The organism is Anaerobiospirillum sp. NML120511, assembly GCF_023050955.1.
Lineage (GTDB): Bacteria > Pseudomonadota > Gammaproteobacteria > Enterobacterales > Succinivibrionaceae > Anaerobiospirillum.
This window is the reverse complement of record NZ_JALKIK010000032.1, coordinates 37,166-63,218: the sequence shown is the minus strand read 5'-3', so window position 1 is coordinate 63,218 and position 26,053 is coordinate 37,166. Positions and strand designations below refer to the sequence as shown.

Below are 26,053 nucleotides of genomic sequence, written 5' to 3'. Positions count from 1 at the left end.
TGAAACAGGCATCAAAATCAGTGATGCCCAGATGAAATCGATAGACATGGAACCCATTGGGCCATTTCCTCTCTGGAACTATCGAATCAATGGTTTTAAAAGATCAATTTAATTGCTTACAGTTCCTAAGTGCATGCCGCACCATACTGCAGTTCCACGGGCTCCTCCTGCTCCTTGCATCAGTACCCCGGGCAAATGCTCAGGCCGGGACAGCCTCCCGGACACATACTGTGCCCGTATGCCCGGCTGCAGGGCAACCAGGCTGCCGTGATGCCAGGGAGCCGGTATGTCAGGCAGCGGGGCATGGGCAGGTCCTGGTGCACGGCTGCAGTTAATACTTACCCTGAGGGGCAGGGTTACAGTTAAGCCCCAGGCATATATGATTTTTCCTCTGGCAGGTACATGATGGGTATAAGCCCGCCTGTGATGGCCGGCCCTGACTGTTGAGTATCCGGATACTGTCAGGTACAGGCCTTAACAGAGGAGTGCTCATGAGTATGCTCAGCTCTGTGAAGAGCCGGGCATGCAGACAAGTCAGGAGCGCAGCGTGCAGACCTCAGCCATGAGCTGATGCCCAGGCTGCAGCGCACGCTGCAGTGAGCAGCATGCAGCTGGGCCGGTATGGCCCTTGCGGGCCTGACTGAACCACTTTCGTTACGCGGAGAATGCCGGAATATGAGATATATCGTTAAGCGCGATGGCCGCAAGGTGGCCTTTAATCGTAACAAGATTGCCAATGCCATCAGGAAATCGCTGATCTCCGTGCGTCCGGGTGAGGAGCTTAGCGATGAGGAGAGCCGTCAGGTTGAGGCTCTTACCTCCGAGGTTGTGGAAATAATCGACCTCAAGGACGAAGGTGCGCCTGATGTTGAGCACATTCAGGATGTTATTGAGCGCGTGCTGGTCAGAAACAATCTTTCTGATGTGGCCAAGAATTTTATTATCTACCGTCAGCAGCGTACCAATGTGCGTACCTACAATGCTGATCTGACCCGCATTTACCGTGATCTGACCTCCAAGTCCTCAGCTGACATGGATCTCAAGCGCGAAAACGCCAATATCGACGCCAATGCCCCTATGGGCCTGATGCTGCGTTTTGGCTCCGAGGGCTCCAAGGACTTCGTCAAGCGCTATGTGCTCCGTCCTGAGCACTCAGTAGCTCACTCCAATGGCTCTATCCATATCCATGATCTGGACTTTTACCTGCTGACCATCAACTGCTGTCAGATTGATCTTACCAGTCTGTTCAGACGCGGTTTTTCTACAGGTCACGGCTTCCTGCGTGAGCCTCAGTCCATTCAGTCCGCTGCCGCCCTGTCCTGTATTGCCATTCAGTCCAATCAGAATGACATGCATGGCGGTCAGTCCATTCCCATGTTTGAGTACGATCTGGCCCCTTATGTGGTCAAGTCCTATATCAAGCATCTGTGCCAGGTTATTCGCATTGTGCTGCGTGATGACGAGGCTGATCTTGAGGATCTCAAAAAGCAGGTCGAGCAGCTTTATGAGCAGCACGATACTGTGCTTTCCGATGAGGTTCAGGCCATTATTTTCTCAGCACTGGAAGCACTGCCGGCCATCAGCGCCATGAATGAGGATGTCGGTGAGACCGTCAGCTACATTCTCAAGGAGGCCCACAAGCTGACCAGCCGTGAGACCTATCAGGCCATGGAGGCGGTAATCCACAACCTCAATTCCATGCAGAGCCGCGCCGGTGCTCAGGTACCTTTTTCCTCCATCAATTACGGTACCGGTACCACAGCCGAGCAGCGCATGATTATGAAGAATGTGCTGCTGGCCACTGATGCCGGCCTTGGCAGTGGTGAAACCCCTATCTTCCCTGTACAGATCTTCAAGGTCAAAAACGGCGTCAACACAGCTGAGGGCGATCCTAATTACGATCTGTTCCGCCTTGCCTGCAAGGTCAGCGCAAAGCGTCTGTTCCCTAATTTCTCTTTCCTTGATGCCCCTTACAACAGCCAGTACTACGTTGAGGGCCATCCTGAGACCGAGGTAGCCGTAATGGGCTGCCGTACCCGTGTCTTTGGCAATGATTACGACAAGACCAAACAGGTTATTCCAGGCCGTGGCAATCTGTCCTTTACCACAGTAAACCTGCCACGCCTTGCCATTGAGGCCCATGGATCAGTATCAAAATTCTTTGAGTCTCTGGACCGTACCGTAAACATGGTCTTTGAGCAGCTCATGGACCGCTTTGAAATCATTGCCGAAAAGCATGTCTACAATTACCCTTTCCTCATGGGACAGGGAGTGTGGATTGATTCAGGCCGTCTGCACTGGGATGACAAGATCCGTGATGTCATCAAAAACGGCTCATTGTCAGTGGGCTTTATCGGCCTTGCCGAGGCTCTGGTAGCTCTGACCGGTCATCACCATGGTGAAAGCGAGAGCTCTCTTGAGCTTGGCACCTCCATTATCAGACATATGCGTGAGCTTACTGATGCCCATACAGCCAAAACAGGTCTGAACTTCTCCCTGTTCTCCACACCGGCTGAAGGTCTGTCTGGACGCTTCGTCAATATTGACCGCAAGATCTACGGCGAGATTAAGGGCGTAACCGATCGCTCCTACTACACCAACAGCTTCCATGTGCCTGTTTATTACAACATCAGCGCAGCTGACAAGATCCGTATTGAGGGTCGTTTCCACGAGCTTTGTAATGCCGGTGCCATTTCATATGTCGAAATGGATGGCGATCTGACCCGCAATGTCGATGCTTTTGAGCGTGTGGTGCTTTACATGCGCGACTGCGGCGTAGGCTACGGCTCCATCAATCACCCTGTCGACCGCTGCCCTGTATGCGGCTATGTGGGCGTGATTAATGATGTCTGCCCTAAGTGCGGCCGTAAGGATGGCGAGGGTGTGACCATAGAGCGCCTGAGCAAGCTGGGCGTCGACTGCATTTGCAGAGGCTGAGCCTGACCTGCCAGCCCGGCACCAGCATGCTGCCGGTGCCGGGCTGGCCTGGCGCCTGCCTTACGGCAGCGGCGCCCGCCTGCTGCAGCCTGCACAACAGCAGAGCACAGCACTGCAGAGCAGGCCGCTGGGATGAGTGAGATTTTCCAGTAACAGGACCGGCAGCTGCCGGCCTTTGGGTACGGCTGCAGCGCCCGGTGACAGACAGGGGCCGCAGCCAGGCATTTCTGGGAGCAAATATGATTACAAGAGTAAAGGTACAAAACGGCATTGCCGGTGAGGGTGTCAAGTTTGAGCGTATCCGCCGCGTAACTGGCTATCTGGTAGGTTCTCTGGACCGCTTTAACAATGGCAAGCGCGCTGAGGAAAAAGACAGGGTCAAGCACCTGCACCTCAAGTAGCAGCAGTATCTGCCACAGGCTCTGTCCCGGTCCCTGCAATGCAACTGCAACGGCCTGGCACCCAGGGCAGATACCTTAACGCAATCATAATCAGGCCCGCTGTGAGACCTGCTCACAGCGGGCACTGTTTTATCCGGGCTGTGGATATCAGGCCATGGCCTTACAGTAACAATTTTGCATTGGGCCTGTAAAAATCAGATGCCGTAATCGCTTATTATTAGAATTACAGGCCATAAGCTCTGCTGTTAAATAATTTGATATCTGAGGCCTTTGCTTTGCGTTACAGGTGTGGTGTGCACGTGTACGTTCAGCAATCACAGGCCTCTGGCTGTTAAGGGCTCCGTCCTGCCATGCCTGCGCCTGCCTGGCATGCCATGATCGCGCCTGCCTGGCAAGGCATGGCATTGCCAGGCGCAGCGCCGCCGCAAGCGCAGGCAGCCCTGCATGACGGCACTGAGGATTTAATTTTGGGGGAAGATTGCATGAGCGAAGATTTAAAGCTTTTAGACAGTACCACTTTGAAAATTGCCGGAGTAGTTACTGAGTCCATTGTTGATGGTCCGGGCATACGCTACACCATTTTCACCCAGGGCTGCCCTTTCCACTGCAAGGGCTGCCATAATCCTCAGTCTCAGCCTCTCAAGGGCGGCCTTGATGTCAAACTCAGAGTGTTTTACGACGAGATAAAGCAAAATCCTCTGATTAGCGGCGTTACCTTCTCAGGAGGCGAGCCTTTTATCCAGGCAGGAGCGCTTGCCATCCTGGCCAGGGTTTTAAAGGCTGAGGGATATTCAGTGTGGTCATATTCGGGCTATACCTTTGACAAGCTTGAGCGTGATGACAAATTCCGCTCCCTGCTTGAGCAGCTTGATGTAGTGGTGGACGGTCCTTATGTGCAGTCAAAGCACTCTCTTGAGATAGACTTCCGAGGCTCAACCAACCAGCGCATTATTGATGTGCCAAAGTCCCTGGCCCAGGACAAAATTATCCTGGCCGAAGGCTTCGTCTGACTGTGACATGCCCATGCCCATGCCAACATGGCATGGCATGGCATGACATGCTCATGCCCACAGGGCATGGCCTCCCGCCCGAACGCATCAGCCTGAGCGTACCCTCCCCATACCATCCCTCCACCCCTCCAGTCTCAGCCCTGGCTACGGCTCACAGCAAAGGCAGCATCCCGGCGCCAGACGCACAAATTTGCAAGGTGCAGCCCGTCGGCCTGACGCTGGTTCTCAGCAAGGGCTGCAACCCGGTGTCTGACGTATTATCTGTGTCAGGCAAAGCTTCTTTGCCAGAGGCAGCCTTGCTGTCCCATCCTTTTCCCACATCCTGTCCCATACCAGGCAGCTGTCCCATACCAGCAATCTGATCCATGCCTGGAATATTATCCATACCTGGAATCTTATCCATACCTGGAATCTTATCCATTGCGTCCTGATGGCCTGAAATGCTCATATGCACTTATCCCAGGTCTGAGCTCATAACAAAATAATATTCTGATATTTCTGATAAAGCCCTTTGCCTTATGTACCCAGGTTGCTGCAGGAAGCTCTCCTGCTGCTCTCCTTATGCATGGCGCTGTTGAGATTATGGTGCGCCAGGAGCCCTGGCATGATGTCATGTATGAGCATCGGAGCTGCTCTGGTGGCATGTATGCGGCTGTGATGGCCTGTTTTAAGAGCCCGTTAAGGGCCTGTATGGCGGTATCAAGGGATAAAAAATTCAGAAATATGGTGTTTGTCATGATGTCTGCAGGCTCTATACTGACTGACATCAAGGTGACTCTGTCCTTACTGTGCAGGGCAGGCAGCTGCCAGAGTGTGCTGCAGCAATATGGTGCTTCCAGAGCACCGCCTGGCGCGCCTGCCTGGGCCTGAAGAGCTGGTTTTTGTGATATTTCTGCGCTTTTGGCTGACATATTAATCAAAATTGAAAGTGCGTCATGCTTAATGTATTGGATAATATGCGCTGTCCAGCCGTCAGCAGATAAAGGTGTGCTGTCTGATGCGAACACATGTTTTATCTGGAGCGGGCGCCTCCAAAGGTGCGAACGGCGCATCAGGCCCTGCCGCAACTGATGCCACTGCAGGCGCAGAAGCCTCTGCCGTCAATGCAGGCTCTGCCGCCTCTTAATGCGCGGGAGCAGCTGCCAGGTTATGGGGCTCAGGACGGAAAAGAATATTGGTACTGGCCGTATGTGGCATGGGGAATTCGAGGCGATTAATGCAAAAATCCAAGTCAAAACTGCTCTGCCGTTCATGTGATCTGGTGGTTCAGCTGCCTCCTTATCGCAAGGGCTTTCACTGTGTCTGCCCTCAGTGCCATTCCCTGCTTCGCTCGGGCTCCAAAAGCACTCTGGAAAACCTGGCCGTAGTTTCCATTGCCTCGGTCATCATGCTTTTTACCTCACTGACTCTGCCTTTTATGAGCATTTCCTCGTATGGCATCAGTCAGTCCATGTCACTTACCTCCATTGTCACAATTTTGAGCCGTGACTGGTCCATCCTGCTCTATCTGTGCATTCTCTTTACCTTTTTCTGTCCCCTGGTAATGCACCTTATTGTCATAGGCATAGTCTTTTTCAGGCTGCAGGTGACCAGACGCATAGCCAATATCTACATGTTCTGTCACCGCTTCTGCATGGTGGATGTGTTTATTCTGGGCGTAGTAGTAAGCCTGGTAAAGCTGGTGGCACTGGCCAAAGTGGACTTCCATGCAGGTTTTTATTCGGCCATTCTCTTTGCCATGCTCATGGTGTGGTGTTACAGCCGGGGCAGTCCTTACCGTATCTGGAATCTTCTGGAGCGCAATGATACTGAGCTGCGCCATGCCCATATTGGCATGCGCGGTATCGATCAGGGGCTTATCATGTGCCGTCACTGCGGCATGGTTTACAAAAGACGCAACCGTACGCTCAGCGCCAGTGAGCTCAACTCCCTGACCAGCGCTGACGACCGCTATCTTTATCAGGGAGAGGTGGAGTGTCCGCGCTGCCATCACTCCAATGACTACCGTGCGCCGAGCTGCTATCAGAAAACAATTGCTCTGCTGCTGGCTGCCGTAATTATCTACGTGCCAAGTAATGTTTATCCCATCATGGTCACTGACTACCTGGGAACAGCAACAGGCTCGAATATTATCGATGGTGTGATTTCACTGTGGCAGATGAATTCATACTTTGTGGCCATGGTTATTTTCATTGCCAGTATCTGCATTCCCATGCTCAAGATCCTGTGCATACTGTGGCTGCTTTACGTGTCCCATTACGGTTTCCGCCGCAATCCGGGAAGATTCAACAAACTCTACCGCGTCATTCTCTTTATCGGCCGCTGGTCCATGATTGACGTATTTGTGGTCATTATCATGTCTACGGTAGTGCGCATGTCCGGCCTGCTGACCATAAGCCCGGGTATGGCCATTATCTTCTTCAGTTTCACTGTACTGCTGACCATGATTGCCGCCGAGGAATATGATGAGCGCCTGCTGTGGGATCATGCCCTTGGTACCAGGCCACAGACCCTGTTAGATGACAGAGGTCATGTGATTGCAGATGATAATCCGGCTTCAGCTGCAGTATCTGCCGCTAAAACTGCAGCGGCCACAGCCACAGCTGCTGCCGCATCAGCCACAGCAGCAGCTGCATCTGCAGCCGTCACGGCCGCTGGCAGTGCTGCACAGGCAGCCTCAGCAGCCGTGCTCAGCCCCGGTCAGCGCCAGTCACTGGTACGTGCCTGGGAGCTTCTTCAGGGCGCCAGAGGCGCAGCTGACGCACAGACCTCTGATCCTGCAGCGCCCGCCCCTGCATCTGCTCAGGCTGCCGCTGAATCATCAGGTGCCGACAGGGCACCAGCTGCCACAGCAGCTGCTGACAGGGCATCAGCAGCCTCAAAAGCTGCAGATCAGGGCGCAGCTGCTGCCTCATCCACTGCAGATAAGGCTGCCCGGCAGGGCTCGGACTCAAAGTCTGACGGGCAGGATAAGAGCAACAGATAAACTCAGTAAGCCGAAAAACGTAGCCAGCCCGCAGTCAGGCCGCCAGAACTTCAGGCAAGACCATGGCAGGCGGCCGGGCAGATATAAAAAGGGCGCTGCAGCCTTACTGCAGTAAACAGAATTTATGGGCACTGTATCAGGTAATAGATCATGGCCAACTCTCAGAAAAACATAGTAACCAATGCCGTAGCTCAGGAAGTGGGCAGCTCCAGCACTGCTCAGGAGCAAAAGCCTAACCGCTTCTCCCTTATCTGGGTGGTGCCTCTGATTGCTCTTTTGCTTACCGGCGTGCTGATCTGGAACAGTACTTTTAACAATGGTCCTGTCATTCACATTACCCTGCCAAGTGCTGACGGTATCGAAGAGGGCAAAACCCTGATTAAGACCCGCTCGGTAACCATTGGTGTGGTAACTGATGTGGTGCTCTCTCCTGATTACCGCAATACCATTCTGACCGTACAGATGGACCGCAATACCGAGGACATGCTGCGTGCTGACACCCGTTTCTGGGTGGTCAAGCCACGTATTGAAAGTGCCGGTATTTCAGGCCTCGACACCCTGCTGTCAGGCTCATACATTCAGCTGTCCATGGGCACTTCAGATGCTTTCAGCACCGAGTTTACTGCCCTTGATGCGCCTCCTGTACGTCAGGCCAATGAAGAAGGCGTGATGATTTCCCTTTATTCCAATGATTCACGCAAGCTCAACAATGGCGATATTGTTACTTTCCGTGGCTTTAATGTAGGTGCCATTACTGATACCCGCCTTGATATCGACAATCAGCAGATTCAGTACCGCGCCTTTATCCGCAGCCCTTATGACCGCCTTGTCAATCTCAACACCAAGTTCTGGATCAGCTCAGGTATTGAGCTTGATATCAACATGGCCGGAGCCACTTTACGTACCGAATCACTGGACAACATGATGGTAGGCGGCATCACCTTCGACAACTTTGTCGACAATATGGATATCAGCTCCTCAGTACCGGACAATACCTCCTTCCGTCTGTTTACCAAACGTGCTGATGCCCGTGTTTCGGCCCTGGAAAACTCACTTATGTATGTGGTCATGCTTGAGGACTCCATCCACAGCATCAGACCGGGCTCACTTGTGTACTACCGTGGCGTCAAAGTAGGTGAGGTGGTAAGAGCCCCGTGGTTTGAAAACGGCTCTGATGTCTTCACCGCCAAGGCCCTGCCGGTTCTGATTTCCATAGACAGCAGCCGCAACAACAAGGAAGAGATAGCAGCAATTTTCAATAAAAATCTGAAAAAATCGGCTCTTTGTGCCCGTGTGGGATCTGCCAACATGGTTCTTAGCAACAATCAGATCGATCTGACTGTTGATCCCAAGAACAAGTGCACCTCATCGCGAGATATCTTCAAAATCAAGGGCACCACTACTCACAACGGCATGCTGACCTATAACAGCTATAATGTGATACCGCTGATCCCAATGCAGTCACTGAGCGCCCAGTTTGATGCTTTTATGGCCAAGATGAACGAGTTTGACGTAGCCGGTCTGTCTACAGAACTGCAAAACAGCCTGCGCGCCTTTACCTCAGCCATGAATGCCTTTACCGGCTCCAATGATGCCGTACAGCGCACTCAGGTAATTTCCAAGCTGGCCGATGCCTTTGCCAACTTCAACAATTCAGTAAAGGGCTATGGACCAGATACCAAACTCTATAAGTCACTGCATCAGAACCTCAATAACATAGAGCAGATCCTCCAGGATCTGGCTCCGGCCATGACCGAGGCAGGTCAGAGCCCGGCCTCCATACTCTTTGGCAGCCCGGCCGACCCGGTACCACGCGCCGCTGACAAATAGCCCACAACCAGCAGGCTGCCCAGCCATGGCCGCCACTGCCACAGCTACGGCATCCACTGCTACAGGAGCAGCAGCCGTACCGGCCACCGCGCATGCAGTGGCGGCCGGCGCAGTATCTGCGCCAGCACAGGCTGCAGGGCCGGCGGCCCCGTAAGCCTGGCCGCTTTTATTTCAACAACTGCGCAGCCTGCACCTGCAGGCACGTTAACAGGATTAAGGTAATGACTCTTACCACTTTAAGCTTCAGAGCACGCACTGCTGTTCTGGCTGCGCTGTGCAGCACCTCTGTAATGCTCTGTGCCTGTACCATGGGCGGTGAGCCGGTGCATTTTGACCGCTACAGCCTGACTCAGGATGTGCAGCCGGCTGCCTTTCAGTCCGGATACGATATAGAAGTTACCCTGGCAGCTCCGCTCACTCAGGGCGGGGTTGTACTGCAGATGAGCGATGTATCGCTGCGTCCGGCACGCAACTACCGTTACAGTGCAGAGCTGGACAATGAGCTGAGTGTGCTTTTTGCCGACCGTCTGCTCAGCAGCGACAAGGCCCGGATGCTCAGGGACTTTAAGATCAGAATCTTTGTTTCCAAGTTCCAGGGAACCATGGACGGTCACGCCCTGACGGCCATGTCATTAAGAGTACTGGACGCTCAGGACCAGTGTGTTTATGAGAACTCCTGCTCTGAAGACAGCTCCATGAAGGAAGACGGCTATGACGCCCTCGTTTCCGAGCTCAAGGCCAGCTACATCAGAATGTGCGACAAGGTTCTGGACGACCTGCCAGACCTCACTGCTCCAAAGTCAAAGCAAGCAAAGCCTGCAAAGCCAGAAAATGAAGCAAAGCCAGAACAGCAGGAGAAGGCATAGTCCGGCAATCAGCAGGACGCAATCAGCAGGACAGACAATAACTCCCGGATTTCACCCTGTAAAAAACAGTAAGGGCCGTACTGCCACCAGCGCATTACGGCCCTTACTTTATCCACACTAAGCACAGCAAAACCAGCTACACAAAAGCCCGCCACTCCTCACCATCCAGCGCCCACCAGGCTCTGACGCTTAGCCACAGCGCTGCACATCCATACCATAGTCATGCAGTCAGCAGACTAAGTCGCAATCTCCCTCATCACTACATAATCACGGCCGCATCACAGCCATCTCAAAGACGGCCCTGAGCGTTTCACTGAGCAACGCTCAAGCCAGCACACTCATACACATCCCAACAGCCACAAAAACCGCTCCAGCAGCGACCTGGAGCCTGCAAACGGCCATGACAGAGTCACTCTGCATCCTGTCACCCTGTCACCTGCAGCCAGCACATGGTCACCACAATGCCCTCCTGAGTCTCAATCACACTGGCCCATCCCCAATGGGCATACGGCAGCACCTCCTTCAAAAGCTCCTCTGCACGGTCATACTGCCCACAAATTCCAGCAAAAACACCCTCCAAAAAAACGTACCCGGCACAGGGTCAGATAATCTGTAAAACTTATGAGCACCTCGATCGATCACGGAATAGCTTTCTTACACTGTTTGTAAATTTTTCATATTGATGGATATTTAGGATAATAAGTATATCATACACCAAATTAACCTGAAATCAGGCTATAGACGCTAATACTGTTATTTTATGTGTAAATAATAAAAACCTGATAAATACAGGTAATAATGGTAATTATTGATGAATATAGCTGTATACATAAAATCATGCCATTACGGCATATATGACGTATCTAGATCAAGTCGAAATACAGGTGCAGATACAGCGAAGATCCCTACGGTGACCGCTCGGGAAGCGGACGTCAAAACAGGCCCTAAGAGCTTAAAACCACGGCAATTTCAACGAAAATGGGCCCATTTTCGCGAGAAATGCCGTGACTTTAATAATATCTAAGATAAAGAATATGTACGCCAGAGTGCTATAAAGGGCAGTTACAGTAATAAGACAATAATTTAGTCAAATCATATAACTAGATACAGATATCATAAGTGAATATCGATATAATTAAAAGTACACTATATTGATCTTTTATAGTTAAAGTCTGTGTATAATAAATATGACCAAATTTTTGTCAAAAATACCATGATCAGCCTGTGTAACATCTTTTATATCAGTCTCACCGATCTCCAAAATTTCAAACTCAATGATTTACATGGATGTATTGTATCTAGAGTGCTTAATTAATCCCTTATGAATCAGGTTTTAAAAGTCAGCACCATTGAAAAACAGTAAAATTGCTAATTTTGAGTTTCCCACAAGCTCTGACACCGTAACCTGCCCAGGGCTCCCCTCTGGCAGCTACATATCTTGCAGCCCGACTACAGCTCCTTGGGAGAACCTGGGGATCGCCAGGGCAAATCATGCTGCAGCCGTCATGGTGATCTTAAGGTGCCATACAGCGCTCTCAGACGACGCTGGGAGCCCTGCAGGCATCAACCTGGTGATTCCCAGCGACAGCACCTGCGCATGCGCTACAGCGCAGCTAAAAGCTGCCCTATGGTGGCGAACAGGCACCCTGGCATCGCCGCATGGTAAAAGACAGCTTTTAATATCTAGATCTGTTTTTAAAACAGCATATTTATCGTGCTTTCCGTGATTTTGCAGACATGTAGATATGCAAAAAGCAGCAATACTGAGTACTTTGGTGGGAAATCAAAGGAAATACAGTTGTTGCACTGTGCTCAGCCGCGATGAGATGCGACACATGGCCAGGAGCACCAGCCATGCCGAAGCTGGCAGAAAGGACGTGAAGGAATGCCTGCAGCAAGAGCGCCCAGCCTGGAGAAGCTGAGCTCAGGACTACGAACTCTTTCTCCAGTTACCACTTGAATCAATGAATGCTCTTTAGTATCTAGATCTATTTTATAAACATGATATTTACCGTGTTTATTTGAGCTTTTGCATCAGGCGCATATGCGAAATCTGCTGCTTTGCCATACTTTTCCCTACAGGGCTGGAAAGGGGGCTGCCCAGCTGCATTGAGAGGAGCCAGCAAGCCCATGGCGACCATCATACGGAGCCAGGGCATTACCCCAGGTGCGAGGACATACGCAGCAGGAGAGTTCAGCCAGGAAAAGCAGGAATACGAATTCCTTCTCCTGTCACCACTCGAATCAGTGAACACTTTTTAGTATCTAGATCCATTTTATAAACATGATATTTATCGCATTTGTTTGAAGTTTTGCATCAAGCGCATATACGAAATCTGCTGCTTTGCCATACTTTTCCCTGCATGCCTGGAAAGGGGGCTGCCCAGCTGCATTGAGAGGAGCCAGCAAGCCACTGGCGACCATCATATGGAGCCAGGGCATGAGACCAGGTGCGAGGACAAACGCAGCAGGAGAGCTCAGCCAGGAAAAGCAGGAATACGAATTCCTTCTCCAGTAACCACTCGAATCAGTGAATACTCTTTAGTATCTAGATCTATTTTATAAACATGATATTTATCGCGTTTGTTTGAGCTTTTGCATCAAGCGCATATGCGAAATCTGCTGCTTTGCCATACTTTTCCCTGCAGGGCTGGAAAGGGTGCTGCCCAGCTGCATTGAGAGGAGCCAGCAAGCCCCTGGCGACCATCATATGGAGCCAGGGAATGAGGCCGGATGCGAGGACATACGCAGCCATAGTGCTCAGCCGGGAAAAGCAGGTATACGAATTCCTTCTCCTGTCACCACTCGAATCAATGAGCGTTTTTTAGTATCTAGATCTATTTTTAAAACAGCGTGTTTATCGTATTTTTGTGAACTTTTGCATCAAGCGCATATGCGAAATCTGCTGCTTTGTCATACTTTTACCTGCAGGGCTGGAAAGGGCGCTGCCGCGCTGCATGGAGAGGAGCCAGCAAGCCCCTGGCGACCATCATATGGAGCCAGGGCATGAGACCAGGTGCGAGGACATACGCAGCAGGAGAGCGCAGCCAGGAAAAGCAGGGATACGAATTCCTTATCCAGTAACCACTCGAATCCATGAGCATTTTTTTAGTATCTAGATCTGTTTTTAAAACAGCGTGTTTATCGTATTTGTGTGAAATTTTGCATCAAGCGCATATGCGAAATCTGCTGCTTTGTCATACTTTTCCCTGCATGCCTGGAAAGGGCGTGGCAGGTGTCAGGAGGGAGGTCGGATTTTAGGAGGACATGAGGTGGGGGAGTGGCTGTCGGCCGAGGCCGACAGCGCGGGTTATTTGTCTGAGGCAGGTTCTTTGTCTGAGGAGGGTTCTTTGTCAGAGCTGATTTCCTGAGTCTGGGGCGGCTCCGGCTTGAGATAGGTAAGGGTTGCAGTAATGGTGTTCCACAGCAGTTCTGTACTCTTCTGTATGCTGTTGATCTCCACTACAGCGCCGGCTGACGGTGGCGCGAAAAGCTGGGCCAGAGGAGAGCTGTGTTTAATCCATACCGGGCCATGCAGTGAGTCTTTTTCATCTGTGCCACTCCCTGCCTGGCTCACTGATGCTCCAGATGTACTTGAGTCTTTGTTAAGACTTACTTTGTCCATAATATCGAAGATGCTTTCTTTGAACTCATTATTACCATGCTTTGCCATGGTGACAGCTTTCAAAGGGTCGACAGGGCGACTTTCAACGCGTCCCTGCAGGGCAATAACCATGGAAATGGGGCGCGTGTCATTAATGTCTTTGAAAATCACTTTGTGCTCATCCTGTACCGTTTTGAGAACCGTTCCAGGGGGAATACTGTTGTACCTTTCTACTGGCGGCTGGGGCTGCTTGCTGGTAACAGCTGAGGTCATGTTGATGACATATTTGTTAATCAGATCAGGCAGATAGTTTCTGATGATGTTATTAGCGCGTGAGTACTTTGAGTCCAGCACCACATAGTCATCATTGAGCTTTTCTGCCCAGTTATCGCTGCTGCGGGTAACCCGCATGACAAAGTCAGGATTGAAAAAGTTCAGATCCGCCCCATTGGAGCCCGTGGTGGAGCCATTGTTGTCAGTACGGAAAAGGGGCAGGCCGTTTTCAAAGTATGAGCCTGATATCACCGGCTGGTAGTACAGGTTAATGACTGTTCTGTACTTGAACAGGCGATAGGTATTTGCTGTGCTGTAATCAGGCTCATTGTTCTTCTGATGGAGCAGATACTCATAGCGCCACGATGGTGTGTATATATCTGCCTTGAAGCCCTGCTCCATGAGCATGCTCAAAATGGTGTACAGACAGTAGTACTCAAAGATACGGTCAATTGTAGAGCGTTCATGTATTACAGGTACAGGAGTACATGCAACCTCATAGCCGGTAAACCACTGGTCCATAAGCCTGTATATCCTGGAGCATGCTTCTACCTGAGTGTATGCAGGCCTGCATGCAGGTATCTTATACATAAGAGCCGGTTGGCTGCCAGTAGCCTGCTCAAGGGTGTCGAGTATCTTTTCAAGGCGCAGTACTGCCGATTCAAGAATGGCAATATCGGCGCTGAAGGTTTCATTACGTAGACGCTCTACAATAGCGTAAGGAGAGTTCAGTGCCTCAGCGGATGCGCCCGTATTCTCCATGTACCGGCCATCAGCTTCTGTGCTGTCAGTGTCATCAGCAGCTGAGGCGCTGCCATCTCCAGTACAGGCGTCACCTCCAGTATCGGAGTCATCTCCAGTACAGGCGCCGTTTGAGGTTTCTGAGGCTTCTTCTTTCAGGCGGTACTGAGCCACTGCTTTGAGGTTATTCCTGCTGACGGTAAGCACACTGAAAACAAAGCACATGATCTCATGGCAGGCATCAGCAAGAGCACTGTTATCAGCACCGTTTGAGGCGCTGTCTGTGCTGTCACTGGCAGCATCGGGCTGCGCGTTGTCTGCGCCTGCTGTATCGTCCTGCGCGCAGGCTGAAGCCAGTGCGGCAGCTGCAATGCTGTGAGCTGAGCGCTTATTTTTGAGCTCAGACAACTGCAGCATCTGCACAAGTGAAGTCAGATTCTGCTGACAGACATCGCAGATATGTCTGGTAAGGCGGGTATAGCCATAAAATGCCGGATACTCTGGCATGCCATTACTTATGCAGTCCTCTGGTCCACGGCCGGTGTACTTAATCTCAGGAAACATCAGTTCCAGGGCCGGTGACTGGGCTTTGGTGCTCAGTGTGGCGATCATTTCCCTGAGGTTGTCATTGTCGCGCTGGAATCGACCGGTACAGATAAGCCATGGAGAGTAGAGATGGCAGCGACGGTCGTCATCAAGAGTGATGTCCAGCTGCAGGCTGACAAGGTCATACTGCCTTAAAAAAGGCAGTTTCTGGTTCTGCAGGAAATGGCTGTTATCAGGAAATTCCCAGACAACCTGACGCATGCCGGTATCAGGGTCATAAGCTCCCGTAGAGCAGCGACCGCAGAACATGTCATTAATCTTGAGACTGATGACCTTAAGCGGACTTTGCTCATCAGTAGCGCGTCGTGCAGCGGCTTCCTCAATAAGGGCATTAAGCTCACTGCCCATGAGACGGGTCTGCTCTTCATCCTCCTCTTCATGACCGCCTTCTTTCAGGGCCATGTTCACAATAAGAGCCTCATTGAGTTTCATGTGAATATGGTAAGTGCCATTTTCATTAACTACAGGACATATACCCAGAGCACGGGCCGGACGGACAGGCTGTACAGTGGTCAAAGGCAGGCACAGAGCATTGCTTTGAACGCTGTTATCACTGCTCTCTGCTGTCGTGGCATAGCTGCTTTTGCCTGCATAGCTTTTAGCCCATGGGCGGGCTGCCTGGCAGATCCTTACCTCGCCTGCCACTTTGAAAGAAGACGGGCTTACTGTTTTACTCTGGCTGCCGTCGCCAGCGATGTTACCGTCAGCGGCGGCGCTGCTGCCGCTGCCGCTGCCGCCAGCGATGTTATCGTCATTGGCGGTGCTGCCAGCAGTGCCGGCGGCGCAGACGTTGCCAGAGGCTCTGTTGCCTGGGGCGCTGATGTCAGAAACTGTGCTGGCGGAGATATCAGCCTCACAGACAGATGCAGAGGAATTTACTGAGCCTTGGATTGAGGTCATGGCAGATCTGCCTCACTGGATATTAATCAGGAAAAGAATGAGTAGAACTTCAGTGGCGAGTGATTGTTATCAGCCATACGCCTGATATGGGCGGAGCACAGAGGCATTAAATCAGGAGTGCACTCTCCGGAAAGGGATCGCAGCAGTATCTCATAGCGGCGTCCCGAGCCTGAAATGGCTGGCAGTATCTTCTGGGCCACAGCGTAATCAAGAGCCTTCAGGGAGTTTTTACTGTCCGCTCCTGTCATCAGACGGCGCGCGGCTGAGCAGTAGCCACTAATCATGTTTATGGTACGGGCTGTCAGCGGCATGTTCAGCTCGGCCTGACTGAACAGTTCAAGCAAATCATCCCACTTGACCTCACTGTATTTCTCAAAGGCCGGGGTATTGCCCGGTCCAAAAGCACGGCGCAGCTGCTCCATGCTGACTGTGCCCGCCACAGGCATGTCATCATCGCTTACAGGATCAGGATGCTGCGGTGTCCTGTGAATGACCTTGAACTGGCCTCTCAAGCTGCCTCTTACATCAGACAGAGGTACCTTGAGGCTTATCACCCAGCTGCGTTCGAGCAGTCTGGTGCTCAGAGGAATATGGCAGGGGCTCTGACTGACGGTGGCGCAAAAGCGCATACTCTCAGGCATATGCAGATCGCGGCCACCACCAAAATTAAGTCTTAAAGGCAGGCCGTCGCAGCCTCTGAAAAAGGCAGAGAGGTAATGGTCCATGGAGCTCAGATCGGCATTATCAAACATCAGCACAAAAGGAGCCTGTCCATGGTATGCCATACGCGGGTGCAGCCTGTTATGCTCATGCTGAGCATCAAGATCACCAAGTGCCTCAAAGAGTGTGCTGTTAACAGGTTCAAGCTGGCGGCTTACAGGATTGAAATAGGCTATAAAATCCTTAAGAGAGCTCCATCCTGCCTCAACATCCACCTCGACAAAGCGTGAGGCTGTCAGTGGGATATCGGCAGCAGGGGCAGCAGGGGCAGCCTGGTAAGCCGGGACAGCCGGGTAAGCCAGGACAGCAGGTGCAGCTGCGGCGAACGGAGCCGCCTGAGCGGCCGGGACGGATGGAGCAGCCGGCAGCGCCCTGGTATTAACTGCATCAAGACCAAGAGCTTTTGCCAGAAGACGGCAGTGGGTGCTTTTGCCTGAACCGCTGCGTCCGGCAAATACTGTCATCATGCCCTGAGTAAGGCAGATCAGGTAGTTGGCCGCATCATCACGGTCAAGCTCAATACCCTCACGGGCAAAGGTCTTACACACTCTGGTGATAATTGCCTGGGCATCATTAAAAGCATCATCTTCCCTGATGCTGTCAGAGGGAATAAGCCGCATCCTGCTGTCAGTGCAGGCCGGGCCGGTGGCTGCGCCATAGACGGCACCCGTGCCAGATCCTGAGCCAGCAGCTGACGCAGTGGCAGCTGCAGCTGCCCGTGCTGCAACAGCGCCCGAGCCCACGCCTGTGCCCGCGCCCACGCCTGTGCTGTGGGCGGTGCTGGCAGCAGAGCTTTTGAGCTTATTGAGCTCCTGCTGATACCAGGCGGCACGGCCCTCCAGCTCTTTGAGCCTTGCTCTGGTCTGCTCAAGCTCACTTGTCCTCTGACTGAGCTCACGGCCGGCCCGCTCTAAAGCAGCATGCGCTGCAGCCGCCGCCTGATCTGCAGCTGTCTGAGCGGCTGCTTCGTCATTTTCCTGCAGCGGGGCGCCAGGGGCAGGCGCTGGCGCTGGTGTTTGCGCTTGCGCTGGTGCCGGCGCAGTCACCTGCTGCTGGCCGCTGCTGTGTGACTGCGCTCTGGCAAGCTTTTCTTTGAGGGTACGTATGGTCTGGATATAGGAGATGACCTGGCTCTGGTCGTAGTTATTAGTGCTCTCTGCATCAGTGTCCTGGCAGCCGGGCAGCTGCAGGGTGCCGTTGCTTATAACGGGCTGAACAGTGATGTTGGCATCAGTGGCCATGTGCCTGCCATAGCCAGGCTCATCGGTCATGAAGGCACTGAAGACAGGTTCATAAATGCTTTCCAGAGCGACACTGCCCACTGCACTGCCCACTGCAGTCTGGCTGTTTTGCTGTGGCAGAGGCATGCCTGAAAGGATAGCGCTGCCTGCTGACATGGGAGCCTTGTGATGGTAAAGAGCATTGCCATGCGCAATGCCGGGCGCAATACCAGGTGTACTGCCAGGGGCATTGCCTGGGGATGTGCCCGGAGCATTGCCAGGAGCTGTGCCCGGAGCATTGCCAGGGGCTGTGCCCGGAGCCTGGCTGTTGAGTGCTTCTGAGGCGCCTTGCGCACTGTGGGCATGGTCATTTTCGTGCACGGGCACTGAGTTGATGATAAAGCTGACTATGGTGCCTGCAAGGGCACCAGGTAAACCGGGAGCGCTGTCAGAGGTAAAGCGCAGCCTGAGGGCAGGGCATGAGCTTATCTGATACCAGCTGCTGTTGTCATAGACAAGGCAGGGAGTAAGGAGCATCAGGCAGCTGCCTGACTGATCACAGGCATCCTGTCCTGATGCCTGAGCGGCTGTGAGCCAGCCCAGAGCATGGCGGCCAGTTAGGTGGTTAAGGTTCACTCAAGTCTCCTTGTCATGCAGGCCATGGCATGCCTTATTGGATGCAGTAAGTCTGTTTCCGTACGCTTTGGCAGGCTGCGCCCGGGGGCAGCTGTCTGCAGCTAATGTTATCAGCTTTAAGCCTGTGCCTGCCTGTCATGGCTCATCAAAAAAGGCCCGGTCCCCATTGCAGGGGCCGGGCCTTTTTCAGTGCCGGGCAATGAGACCGGGCCTGACCATGCAGCTCCTGCAGGAGAACATGTCAGCAGCCCCAGCCTGCCGTCAGGCATGCCTGACGGCAGGCGTGCAGGGCGGGCTCTATCTACTTTCCTATACAGAATGTGGAGAAAATAATGCCCAGGATGTCATCAGAGGTGACCTTGCCTGTGATGGTACCCAGGTGATTCTGAGCCAGAGTGATTTCACGGGCGGTAAGTACCAGGTCGCCCAGCTCAAGCATGCCGCAGGCGCGCTCAATGGCCTGATAGCACTCATCGAGCTCACCCAGGTGACGACGGCGGGCTGAGAACACACCCTCTGTTGGAATGATGCCCAGAGCCTCCTGCAGGCGGCTGCGCAGCTGCTCAAGGCCATCAGCTGTTTTGGTGGAGGTGGACAGCTGAGGGTACTGGTTGAGCGGCTCGCTGCTGAGCAGCTTTGCAGTCTGATCATCAGCAGGCAGATCCTGCTTTGATTTGACCACAATGAGATTGCGCGGGTTATCAAAGACCTTCTTGATATGGTTGAGGGCCTCAATGGCATCAAGAGCCGGACGGGAGCTGTCTATCATCAGCAAAATCAGGTCGGCCTGACGCAGCTCATCAAGGGCGCGCTGAATGCCTATGGCCTCAATCTCATCAGACGGGGTATCACGAATACCGGCTGTATCGGTAATGGTTACGGGTATGCCGCCTATTTCTATGTTGACTGTCAGTACATCACGGGTAGTACCTGGAATATTGGTCACAATGGCCCTGTCAGCACCGGCAAGGGCATTGAGCAGCGATGATTTACCGGCATTAGGCTGACCTGCCAGCACAATGCGGGCGCCCTCATTGAGCTTTACACCCTGAGCGGCGATGCTCTGGGCATCACGGGCAAGGCCCAGCAGGGCAGTAAGCTCATCTCCAGCCTTTCCTGAGTCAAAGAAGTCCTCATGCTCCTCAGGGAAATCAAGGCAGGCCTCAATGCGTACTCTGAAAGTAGTAAGGCGCTGAGTAAGCTCATCAAGACGGCGGGCAAAGACACCGCTTAAGGATGCCAGAGCGGCACGGGCAGCGCTTTCAGAACCGGCAGAAATCAGATCCTCAACAGCCTCGGCCGCAGTAAGGTCCATACGGCCATTTAAAAAGGCACGGCGGGTAAACTCACCAGGCTCAGCCTGACGTACGCCCCTGATTTTGAGCACAGCGCTGAGCACTCTCTGAGGGACCACATTGCCACCATGGCCCTGCAGCTCGAGAACATCCTCACCTGTGTAGGAATGAGGAGCCTTGAAGTACAGCAGCACGCCCTCATCAATGACCTCATCGCCATCGTAGAACTTGCAGAAATAGGCATAGCGCGGCCTGAATGGATATACCTGACGTTCAGTAGCGGCGCGGGCGCTGTCAGCGCTTACTGCACAAGCGCCGCCACTGCAGGCGGCTGTGCCTGTATCGCTGGCAGCGCAGTCTCCCCTTGAGATACTGAAGGTGCTCTGAGCGGTGCCGGCGCCAGCTTTACCGGCTGGAGCGCTGGCAGCAGCGCAACTGGCAGGGGCGCTGCCATCCCTGGCTGCATCAGGGGCGCTGTCTGCCCATTTACCGGTTATCTGGCTTGCTGCGTACAGCGCGCCTGGTCCGGAGATACGGATAATGGCAATACCGCCACGGCCAGGGGCAGTGGCAATGGCTGCAATGGAATCGGCAAAGTCGGACATGTCAGCAGCTCCTGTGTGACAAAGAAAAAGCCTCAGACCTTTGCTGATTATCCTGCTGGGTTCAGCTTTGGGTCTGAGGCTTAATATTAAGCGCTTATGGCTGAGAATCAACAGTTATTGTTGATTAGCTCTTGAAGTGTAAGCCCTTCTTTTCCAGAGACTTGAAGATAATAACCTGCTGGAAAATGGTGAAGATGTTGGACACCAGCCAGTAAATGGTCAGGCCTGCAGGGAAGGTACAGAACATGAAAGTAAATACCAGTGGCATGGCCATGAAGACCTTCTTCTGCAGCGGATCAGTAGTTGGAGTTGGTGACATCTTCTGAATGGCATACATGGAAATACCGTACAGAATAGGGGTCACGAAGTATGGGTCGTAAACTGACAGGTCCTTAATCCAGAAAATGAATGGAGAGTGACGCAGTTCAGTAGACTCCATCAGAGTCCAGTACAGGGCAATGAAGATTGGCATCTGAACCAGTAATGGCAGACAGCCGCCCAGAGGGTTAACCTTCTCGCTCTTGTAAAGACGCATGGTCTCCTGACCGAGCTTCTGGCGGTCATCACCGCAGCGCTCACGCAGCTCCTGCATCTTTGGTGCAAGCAGACGCATCTTGGCCATGGATGTGTACTGGGCCTTGGTCAGTGGGAACAGAATGGCACGTACTACCAGAGTCAGCAGAATAATGGAGAAGCCCCAGTTGCCAATATAACCGTGGATAAACTCCAGGATCTTGAACAGTGGAATGGAGATGAACCATAACCAGCCGTAGTCAACGGTCAGATCGAGGTTAGGAGCGACTTTCTCCATCTCGTCCTGGCTCTTTGGACCGATCCACATTGAGGCCTTGAACTCATGGCTGGAGTGGGCATCGATCACAGCAGGCTCGGTACGGATACCGATAATGGCCTCAGCTCCCTTCTTTGCGGAGTTGGAGAAGATTACGTTTTTGACGCCCTCGGTGGTATCTCCAATCCAGGCAGATACGAAGTAGTGCTGAATCATGGCAACCCAGCCACCGGTGGTAGGCACGCTCAGAGGCTGCTTGTCAGCTGAGAGCTCTACCAGATCCTCAAGGGTGTTCTTCTCGTAACGGGTCTCGTCTGTGGAGTAGGCAGTACCACGGTAGGCACCGGCCACCATCATGGCACCACGCTGCTCATTAAGAGAGGCATCAACAGTCTGCTTTAACTGGCCGTAGAAAGCCATGGACAGATTGTTATCGGTGTTGTTGACCACGTCGTACTTGACGTCAACCACGTAGCTGCCACGGGTCAGGGTATAGGTCTTGGTGTACTCAACACCTTTCTGGGTGAAGTGCAGTACGGCGCTGACCTTGTCCTCGCCTTCCTTGAGCTCATAGCTGTCAGCTGTGGCGGTCCAGGTTGGACGGGCCTTGGAATCAGGACCGTTGGCACCGATTAAACCGGATTGTGACTGATAGACAAAGAGCGGATCATTCATCAGCAGGTGGAAAGGCTCATCCTTGAACTGCTCCTGCTTAACCTTGAGCAGTTTGGCGTCAACAATGTCACCGCCAACGGAGGAGATAGCGAGCTTCAGGGTGTCAGAGCTTAAGTTGACAAGCTTGCCTACGGAGCCCTGAGTGCTCTCAGCAGCGGCGATCTGCTCAATACGCTGAGCCTGGATCTGAGCCTGCTGCTCCATGTCGATCTTATCTCTTTCCCAGGCCCAGTAAATAAACAGGGTCAGGGTTAAAAAGAGAATGAAAAGTATGTTTCTTTGTTGTTCCATCGCAACAAACCGTTTTTAGCCCAATATAGATTTCGCACGTTGACATCACGGCCAGGCATTGCTGGTCAGCCCGTGCGCTCCTGCAGGAGAGGCTCTGGCAGAGTCTGTAAGCAGCGGTACAGTTCCATCGCATGACGGGCTTTCACCGTTCACATGATGCTTAAGTACTTAGCCTGTGCAGGAACTCGGCAAGTTTCTCTGAAACCTGTCAGGGGTGATGGTGTCTGTCTGGCGTTAAGTCATCCCCTTGCGGGAATGCAAAAGCCCTGGTCCAATGATGCAAAAAGCAAAAGCTGATGCTCAGAGCATGTGCCCGGAACATGTGCTTTTGCTTCCTGACAGCCATGATAAAAGTGGCGATTATTATACCCGCGCAGCGGCATTCATATGCACTTTCACCTGCAGCTTTACAGCGACAGAGATCACATCTTTCCATAACCGCAGGGTCTGTATTCAATGTGCTTTATGACAGGGAAGCATGATATGAGTTCTGAGCGCATCACAGGTCCTGCTGCTGGCAGATACAATGTCCTGCCGATGAAAGGAGCTTTTAATGTGACTTGTCAGATGACTGAGGGGAAACAGGATCGTCCACGCCGTCTGGCTGTGTCCTGGTCTTGAGGTCGGGATCGGTGTCCGACCTGCGAGGGACGGGATCGATGCCGCCTTCATTCAGGGGGTGGCAGCGTCCGATACGTCTGGCGCCAAGCCACATTCCCTTAGCAAGACCCCATTCTTGAATGGCCTCTAAGGTATATTGCGAGCAGCTTGGATAAAATCGACAATGCTGACCTAATAATGGACTTAGAAGTTTTTGATAGGTTCGGATCATTAAGATCGCCGACTGCCCAACTGGCGAGAGATTTGAGCCCATAGCCTGTCTAGAGTTGAACGTATATCGTGATTACTGATGTCACCTATGCCTGGTCGTGCTAAAAAGACCAGATCTACATTAGGAAGGGAATCTTGTGAGAGCCTGAAAGATTCTCTGACCAGTCGTTTGACGCGGTTGCGCCATACGGCTCGCTTCAGGACCTTTTTAGGGACAATCAGCCCGAGCCGTGGGGTGGTTTGCTCATTTTTGCAGGCAAGAATGAGCATGCCTTTACCACCGGCACGCACGGGCTTCTTAAATACCTGGTTATATTCCTCGGAGCTGAGCAGTCTCAGCTCACGGGGAAAAGCAGAATTAGGCATTTATCTTCAGATTAGACGCAGAGACGCTTGCGGCCCTTGGCACGACGACGGGAAAGAACCTTGCGGCCATCAGCAGTACGCATACGCTTACGGAAACCGTGGGTGCGCTTACGCTTTAAAACGTTTGGCTGAAAAGTACGCTTCATTTGAGTATTTCTCCAGAGGATGGCATTGTCATCCGACAGTGCCTTGGTAAGTATGCAATCCCAGACTCTGTTACCTCGTCAGGGCTGAGGCACCTCAGTATTCTGAGTACCGCGCAGCAGCCCGGCGCTGCAGTCTGGCACTGGATGCTTCAACAGCATTCAGCTAATCAAGTAGCGTGTCATCTCGGACATCTTCTGGATTAAAGAGTGGTAACGCGCCTGAGGCAACGAGCAGCTCTGATGGAGAAAACATCCGTCGTAAACACAGTCAAGGATCAGACGAGCATGCTCTGGGCCGTCGCCTGATCCTTGAGAAAAAATCTGGTGCAGTTTTACCCACCTGGCCCATAAATAAGCCATTATTGACGGGGCAAACTTACTGAAATGCACATTTTACAGTGTTCGTACGGTACAGATCAAGATTTTTCACAGTTATTTGGCTACTGTAAGTACGCTCATGACCACTCAGCCCTGAATTTCCCACAGGCATGCGCCCTGGACTGCTCAGGACACAGGTGCTTATTTAAGGCATTTTCATCCCTGTCAGTGCACCATTTATTCCCGGCAGATCTGCAGCCGGGAAAAAGTGGCGCAGCCAGGGTATTTTCTGTCACCGCCATCCTGGCCGGAAAATGAATCACCCCACCAGCAGGTCAATCACCAAAAAATCCCAAAACCACACGGCCATAAAATACACAGGCAATTTGTCCCGGCAGCCCGACAAAACAGCGCCGTGCACGTGCACGTGGTGAGATTTCATGACCGTGCACGTGCACGCAAACTTGTGGGGGACAAAATCACAGTACCTTTACATAAGGAAAAGCTCTATAAATTTTCATAAAAAGCATAACGATCTCAGCGCCCCAAAGCACTGAAATTCAATAAAAATAATAAAAGCAAGTATGCTTTATGAAATAGACAATAAAGCTGGTTACGCAGCTTATTATAAGAGCGCTTTCTAACCACCCCCCACGCTCCGCCTGTACGCCGCCTCGCGAAGCGTGCGCTGCGTGTGGTGCGTGCGCTGCGCCTTGCACCGCTGTCGCAGGGCGACCGTCAGCTGTAGCAGGATTTTGAACACGGCTCAGCCTTAGCCTGTTTAAGCCATTTTTCTGGCACCATGGGGCGCAGCTGCGGCTGCAGCCAGCTGCCGATCAGAGCGCATCGGCCTCCCTGAGCCGCACTCGGCCAGGGACTGTAAGGGCCGTTGAGGGCCGTTCAGGGCTTTGCAGGGACCTGCGGGCCGTACGGAGTTCCCCGTAGTGGCTGCAGTGGCGGCGCTGACGCCGGGAATCGCCAGGATCGGATTTGGGGCATTTGTTCAAAATAAATTCAAACTGTTATATTTTTTAATCAATAACAGTGAAAGCTCATAAACATGAGCTTAATCACGATTTTTTTGCCAGACCTGGCATTTATTTTGATCCTGGCTGTTCACAGGGCTTTTTCGTCGACGTGGAGTTTTTTTTCATCACAGAATGGCCTTTATTAGCCAAAGGGCGTAAAAATGGGCCGCCAGGGACGATAGAGCTGATAAAAATTGATCCTTTTTGCGCAGAAAAAATGCTAAAATGGGACACTTTGATTTCACTGGGACACACCAGGGAAATTTATTCACCAACGCTGCAGAGTTTTCCGCATTCGCCGGGAATCGGCAGTTCTCCTGAAGATCTGACCTGTTCAGACTCTCATCTTTTTACAGTGTCGTAATAGAGCTAAAGGAAAAGCGGTTTTCCTGTAATGCCCCAGGCATTATCAAAAGCTGCGACCTGATATCACTAAACCAGTGACCTGCCCGCCTCGGGCACTGATCTTTCACTGAACAAAATGCATTACGGGTGCTTTTCGTGTTGTTGGAGTATTGCGCCTGCCGTGCCGGACCATTGTCCACGGCCCTGGTAAGTGCGCCCTGAAAACAGCGTCTGGCGCGTAGTGCAAACAGATCAGATCAACTGGTAACCATGCTGCCACGGCCCTGACAGCCCTCAGGCGGCGTGATCAATTCAAACAGCCTTTTGCAACGGCGAACTTGCTATCGTGCGGTGCATGGCCATGGTGTCTGTTCAGGACTGGACAGCTCCATGACGGAAATTCGAGCTCATAACCTGTCTTGCAGGAATAACAGGGGATGCTGACGAGTTTCGGGCTGAGACCAGGTCCACTGTTCCATCAGGACTGCTGCGTACTCTGTTGTGCACATGTCTTCCGGTGGAGACAAGAACTGGAAGTTTCAAGGAGCGTCCTGCTCCCTCTGTGATTTCTTATTGGATAAGCTTGCATAAAGATTCCCGGTACACGCTTCTACTTCAAAAGCGGCACTGCCT

17 protein-coding genes are annotated in these 26,053 nt (G+C 52.4%); 8 read left to right on the top strand and 9 right to left on the bottom strand.

Features of this window, described 5'->3' with window-relative positions; translation table 11 throughout:
- Positions 1 to 675 precede the first annotated feature (675 nt).
- The 3 genes from MXE39_RS09260 (at position 676) to nrdG (ending at position 4,348) form a co-directional block, all read left to right on the top strand.
- Positions 676 to 2,937, top strand: coding sequence for an anaerobic ribonucleoside triphosphate reductase (locus MXE39_RS09260; protein ID WP_246976301.1), 2,262 nt, complete (start codon positions 676 to 678; stop codon positions 2,935 to 2,937).
- 239 nt (positions 2,938 to 3,176) lie between these two features.
- Positions 3,177 to 3,338 carry an anaerobic ribonucleoside-triphosphate reductase gene (nrdD, locus tag MXE39_RS09255; protein WP_246976298.1) on the top strand — a complete coding sequence of 54 codons (162 nt, stop codon included), beginning with the start codon at positions 3,177 to 3,179 and terminating at the stop codon, positions 3,336 to 3,338.
- Positions 3,339 to 3,820: 482 nt separating this feature from the next.
- Positions 3,821 to 4,348 (top strand): anaerobic ribonucleoside-triphosphate reductase activating protein, encoded by a 528-nt coding sequence (nrdG, locus tag MXE39_RS09250; RefSeq protein ID WP_246976295.1) that lies wholly within the window; start codon positions 3,821 to 3,823, stop codon positions 4,346 to 4,348.
- Positions 4,349 to 4,499: 151 nt separating this feature from the next.
- On the opposite strand, the gene MXE39_RS09245 is transcribed toward nrdG, so the two are convergent.
- Positions 4,500 to 4,769, bottom strand: coding sequence for a hypothetical protein (locus tag MXE39_RS09245; RefSeq protein WP_246976292.1), 270 nt, complete (start codon positions 4,767 to 4,769; stop codon positions 4,500 to 4,502).
- Between the two features lie 576 nt (positions 4,770 to 5,345).
- Between MXE39_RS09245 and MXE39_RS12990 the strand changes: the two genes are divergently transcribed.
- The 4 genes from MXE39_RS12990 to MXE39_RS09230 all read left to right on the top strand — a co-directional run bounded on the left by MXE39_RS12990 (position 5,346) and on the right by MXE39_RS09230 (position 10,030).
- Positions 5,346 to 5,474, top strand: coding sequence for a hypothetical protein (locus tag MXE39_RS12990; RefSeq protein WP_281503342.1), 129 nt, complete (start codon positions 5,346 to 5,348; stop codon positions 5,472 to 5,474).
- A gap of 90 nt (positions 5,475 to 5,564) precedes the next feature.
- Positions 5,565 to 7,334, top strand: a complete 1,770-nt coding sequence (locus MXE39_RS09240) for a PqiA/YebS family transporter subunit (RefSeq protein WP_246976289.1) — start codon at positions 5,565 to 5,567, stop codon at positions 7,332 to 7,334.
- 150 nt (positions 7,335 to 7,484) lie between these two features.
- A complete protein-coding gene (locus MXE39_RS09235) occupies positions 7,485 to 9,164 on the top strand; it encodes an MlaD family protein (protein ID WP_246976286.1) in 1,680 nt (559 codons plus the stop codon).
- Between the two features lie 221 nt (positions 9,165 to 9,385).
- Complete coding sequence (locus tag MXE39_RS09230) at positions 9,386 to 10,030, top strand: ABC-type transport auxiliary lipoprotein family protein (RefSeq protein ID WP_246976283.1); 645 nt, start codon at positions 9,386 to 9,388, stop codon at positions 10,028 to 10,030.
- 3,310 nt (positions 10,031 to 13,340) lie between these two features.
- Here MXE39_RS09230 and MXE39_RS09225 read toward each other — a convergent pair.
- The 7 genes from MXE39_RS09225 to rpmH all read right to left on the bottom strand — a co-directional run bounded on the left by MXE39_RS09225 (position 13,341) and on the right by rpmH (position 23,729).
- Positions 13,341 to 16,154 carry a hypothetical protein gene (locus MXE39_RS09225; protein ID WP_246976280.1) on the bottom strand — a complete coding sequence of 938 codons (2,814 nt, stop codon included), beginning with the start codon at positions 16,152 to 16,154 and terminating at the stop codon, positions 13,341 to 13,343.
- A 26-nt stretch (positions 16,155 to 16,180) separates the two neighbouring features.
- Positions 16,181 to 18,730, bottom strand: coding sequence for a hypothetical protein (locus MXE39_RS09220; RefSeq protein WP_246976277.1), 2,550 nt, complete (start codon positions 18,728 to 18,730; stop codon positions 16,181 to 16,183).
- Positions 18,731 to 19,031: 301 nt separating this feature from the next.
- Positions 19,032 to 20,630, bottom strand: a complete 1,599-nt coding sequence (gene mnmE, locus MXE39_RS09215; protein ID WP_246976274.1) for a tRNA uridine-5-carboxymethylaminomethyl(34) synthesis GTPase MnmE — start codon at positions 20,628 to 20,630, stop codon at positions 19,032 to 19,034.
- Between the two features lie 124 nt (positions 20,631 to 20,754).
- The gene (gene yidC / locus MXE39_RS09210) at positions 20,755 to 22,386 is read right to left on the bottom strand and encodes a membrane protein insertase YidC (protein ID WP_246976271.1); all 1,632 of its coding nucleotides are present in this window, start codon (positions 22,384 to 22,386) and stop codon (positions 20,755 to 20,757) included.
- 550 nt (positions 22,387 to 22,936) lie between these two features.
- The gene (gene yidD, locus MXE39_RS09205) at positions 22,937 to 23,260 is read right to left on the bottom strand and encodes a membrane protein insertion efficiency factor YidD (RefSeq protein WP_246976268.1); all 324 of its coding nucleotides are present in this window, start codon (positions 23,258 to 23,260) and stop codon (positions 22,937 to 22,939) included.
- Positions 23,218 to 23,583, bottom strand: a complete 366-nt coding sequence (gene rnpA, locus MXE39_RS09200; RefSeq protein ID WP_246976265.1) for a ribonuclease P protein component — start codon at positions 23,581 to 23,583, stop codon at positions 23,218 to 23,220. Before rnpA ends, yidD begins: the two co-directional genes overlap by 43 nt.
- Positions 23,584 to 23,594: 11 nt before the next feature.
- Positions 23,595 to 23,729, bottom strand: coding sequence for a 50S ribosomal protein L34 (gene rpmH / locus MXE39_RS09195; protein WP_246976261.1), 135 nt, complete (start codon positions 23,727 to 23,729; stop codon positions 23,595 to 23,597).
- 1,362 nt (positions 23,730 to 25,091) lie between these two features.
- On the opposite strand from rpmH, the gene MXE39_RS09190 reads away from it, so the two are divergent.
- Positions 25,092 to 25,439, top strand: a complete 348-nt coding sequence (locus tag MXE39_RS09190; RefSeq protein WP_246976258.1) for a hypothetical protein — start codon at positions 25,092 to 25,094, stop codon at positions 25,437 to 25,439.
- Between the two features lie 353 nt (positions 25,440 to 25,792).
- On the opposite strand, the gene MXE39_RS09185 is transcribed toward MXE39_RS09190, so the two are convergent.
- Positions 25,793 to 25,963 carry a hypothetical protein gene (locus MXE39_RS09185; RefSeq protein WP_246976255.1) on the bottom strand — a complete coding sequence of 57 codons (171 nt, stop codon included), beginning with the start codon at positions 25,961 to 25,963 and terminating at the stop codon, positions 25,793 to 25,795.
- Between the last annotated feature and the right edge of the window lie 90 nt (positions 25,964 to 26,053).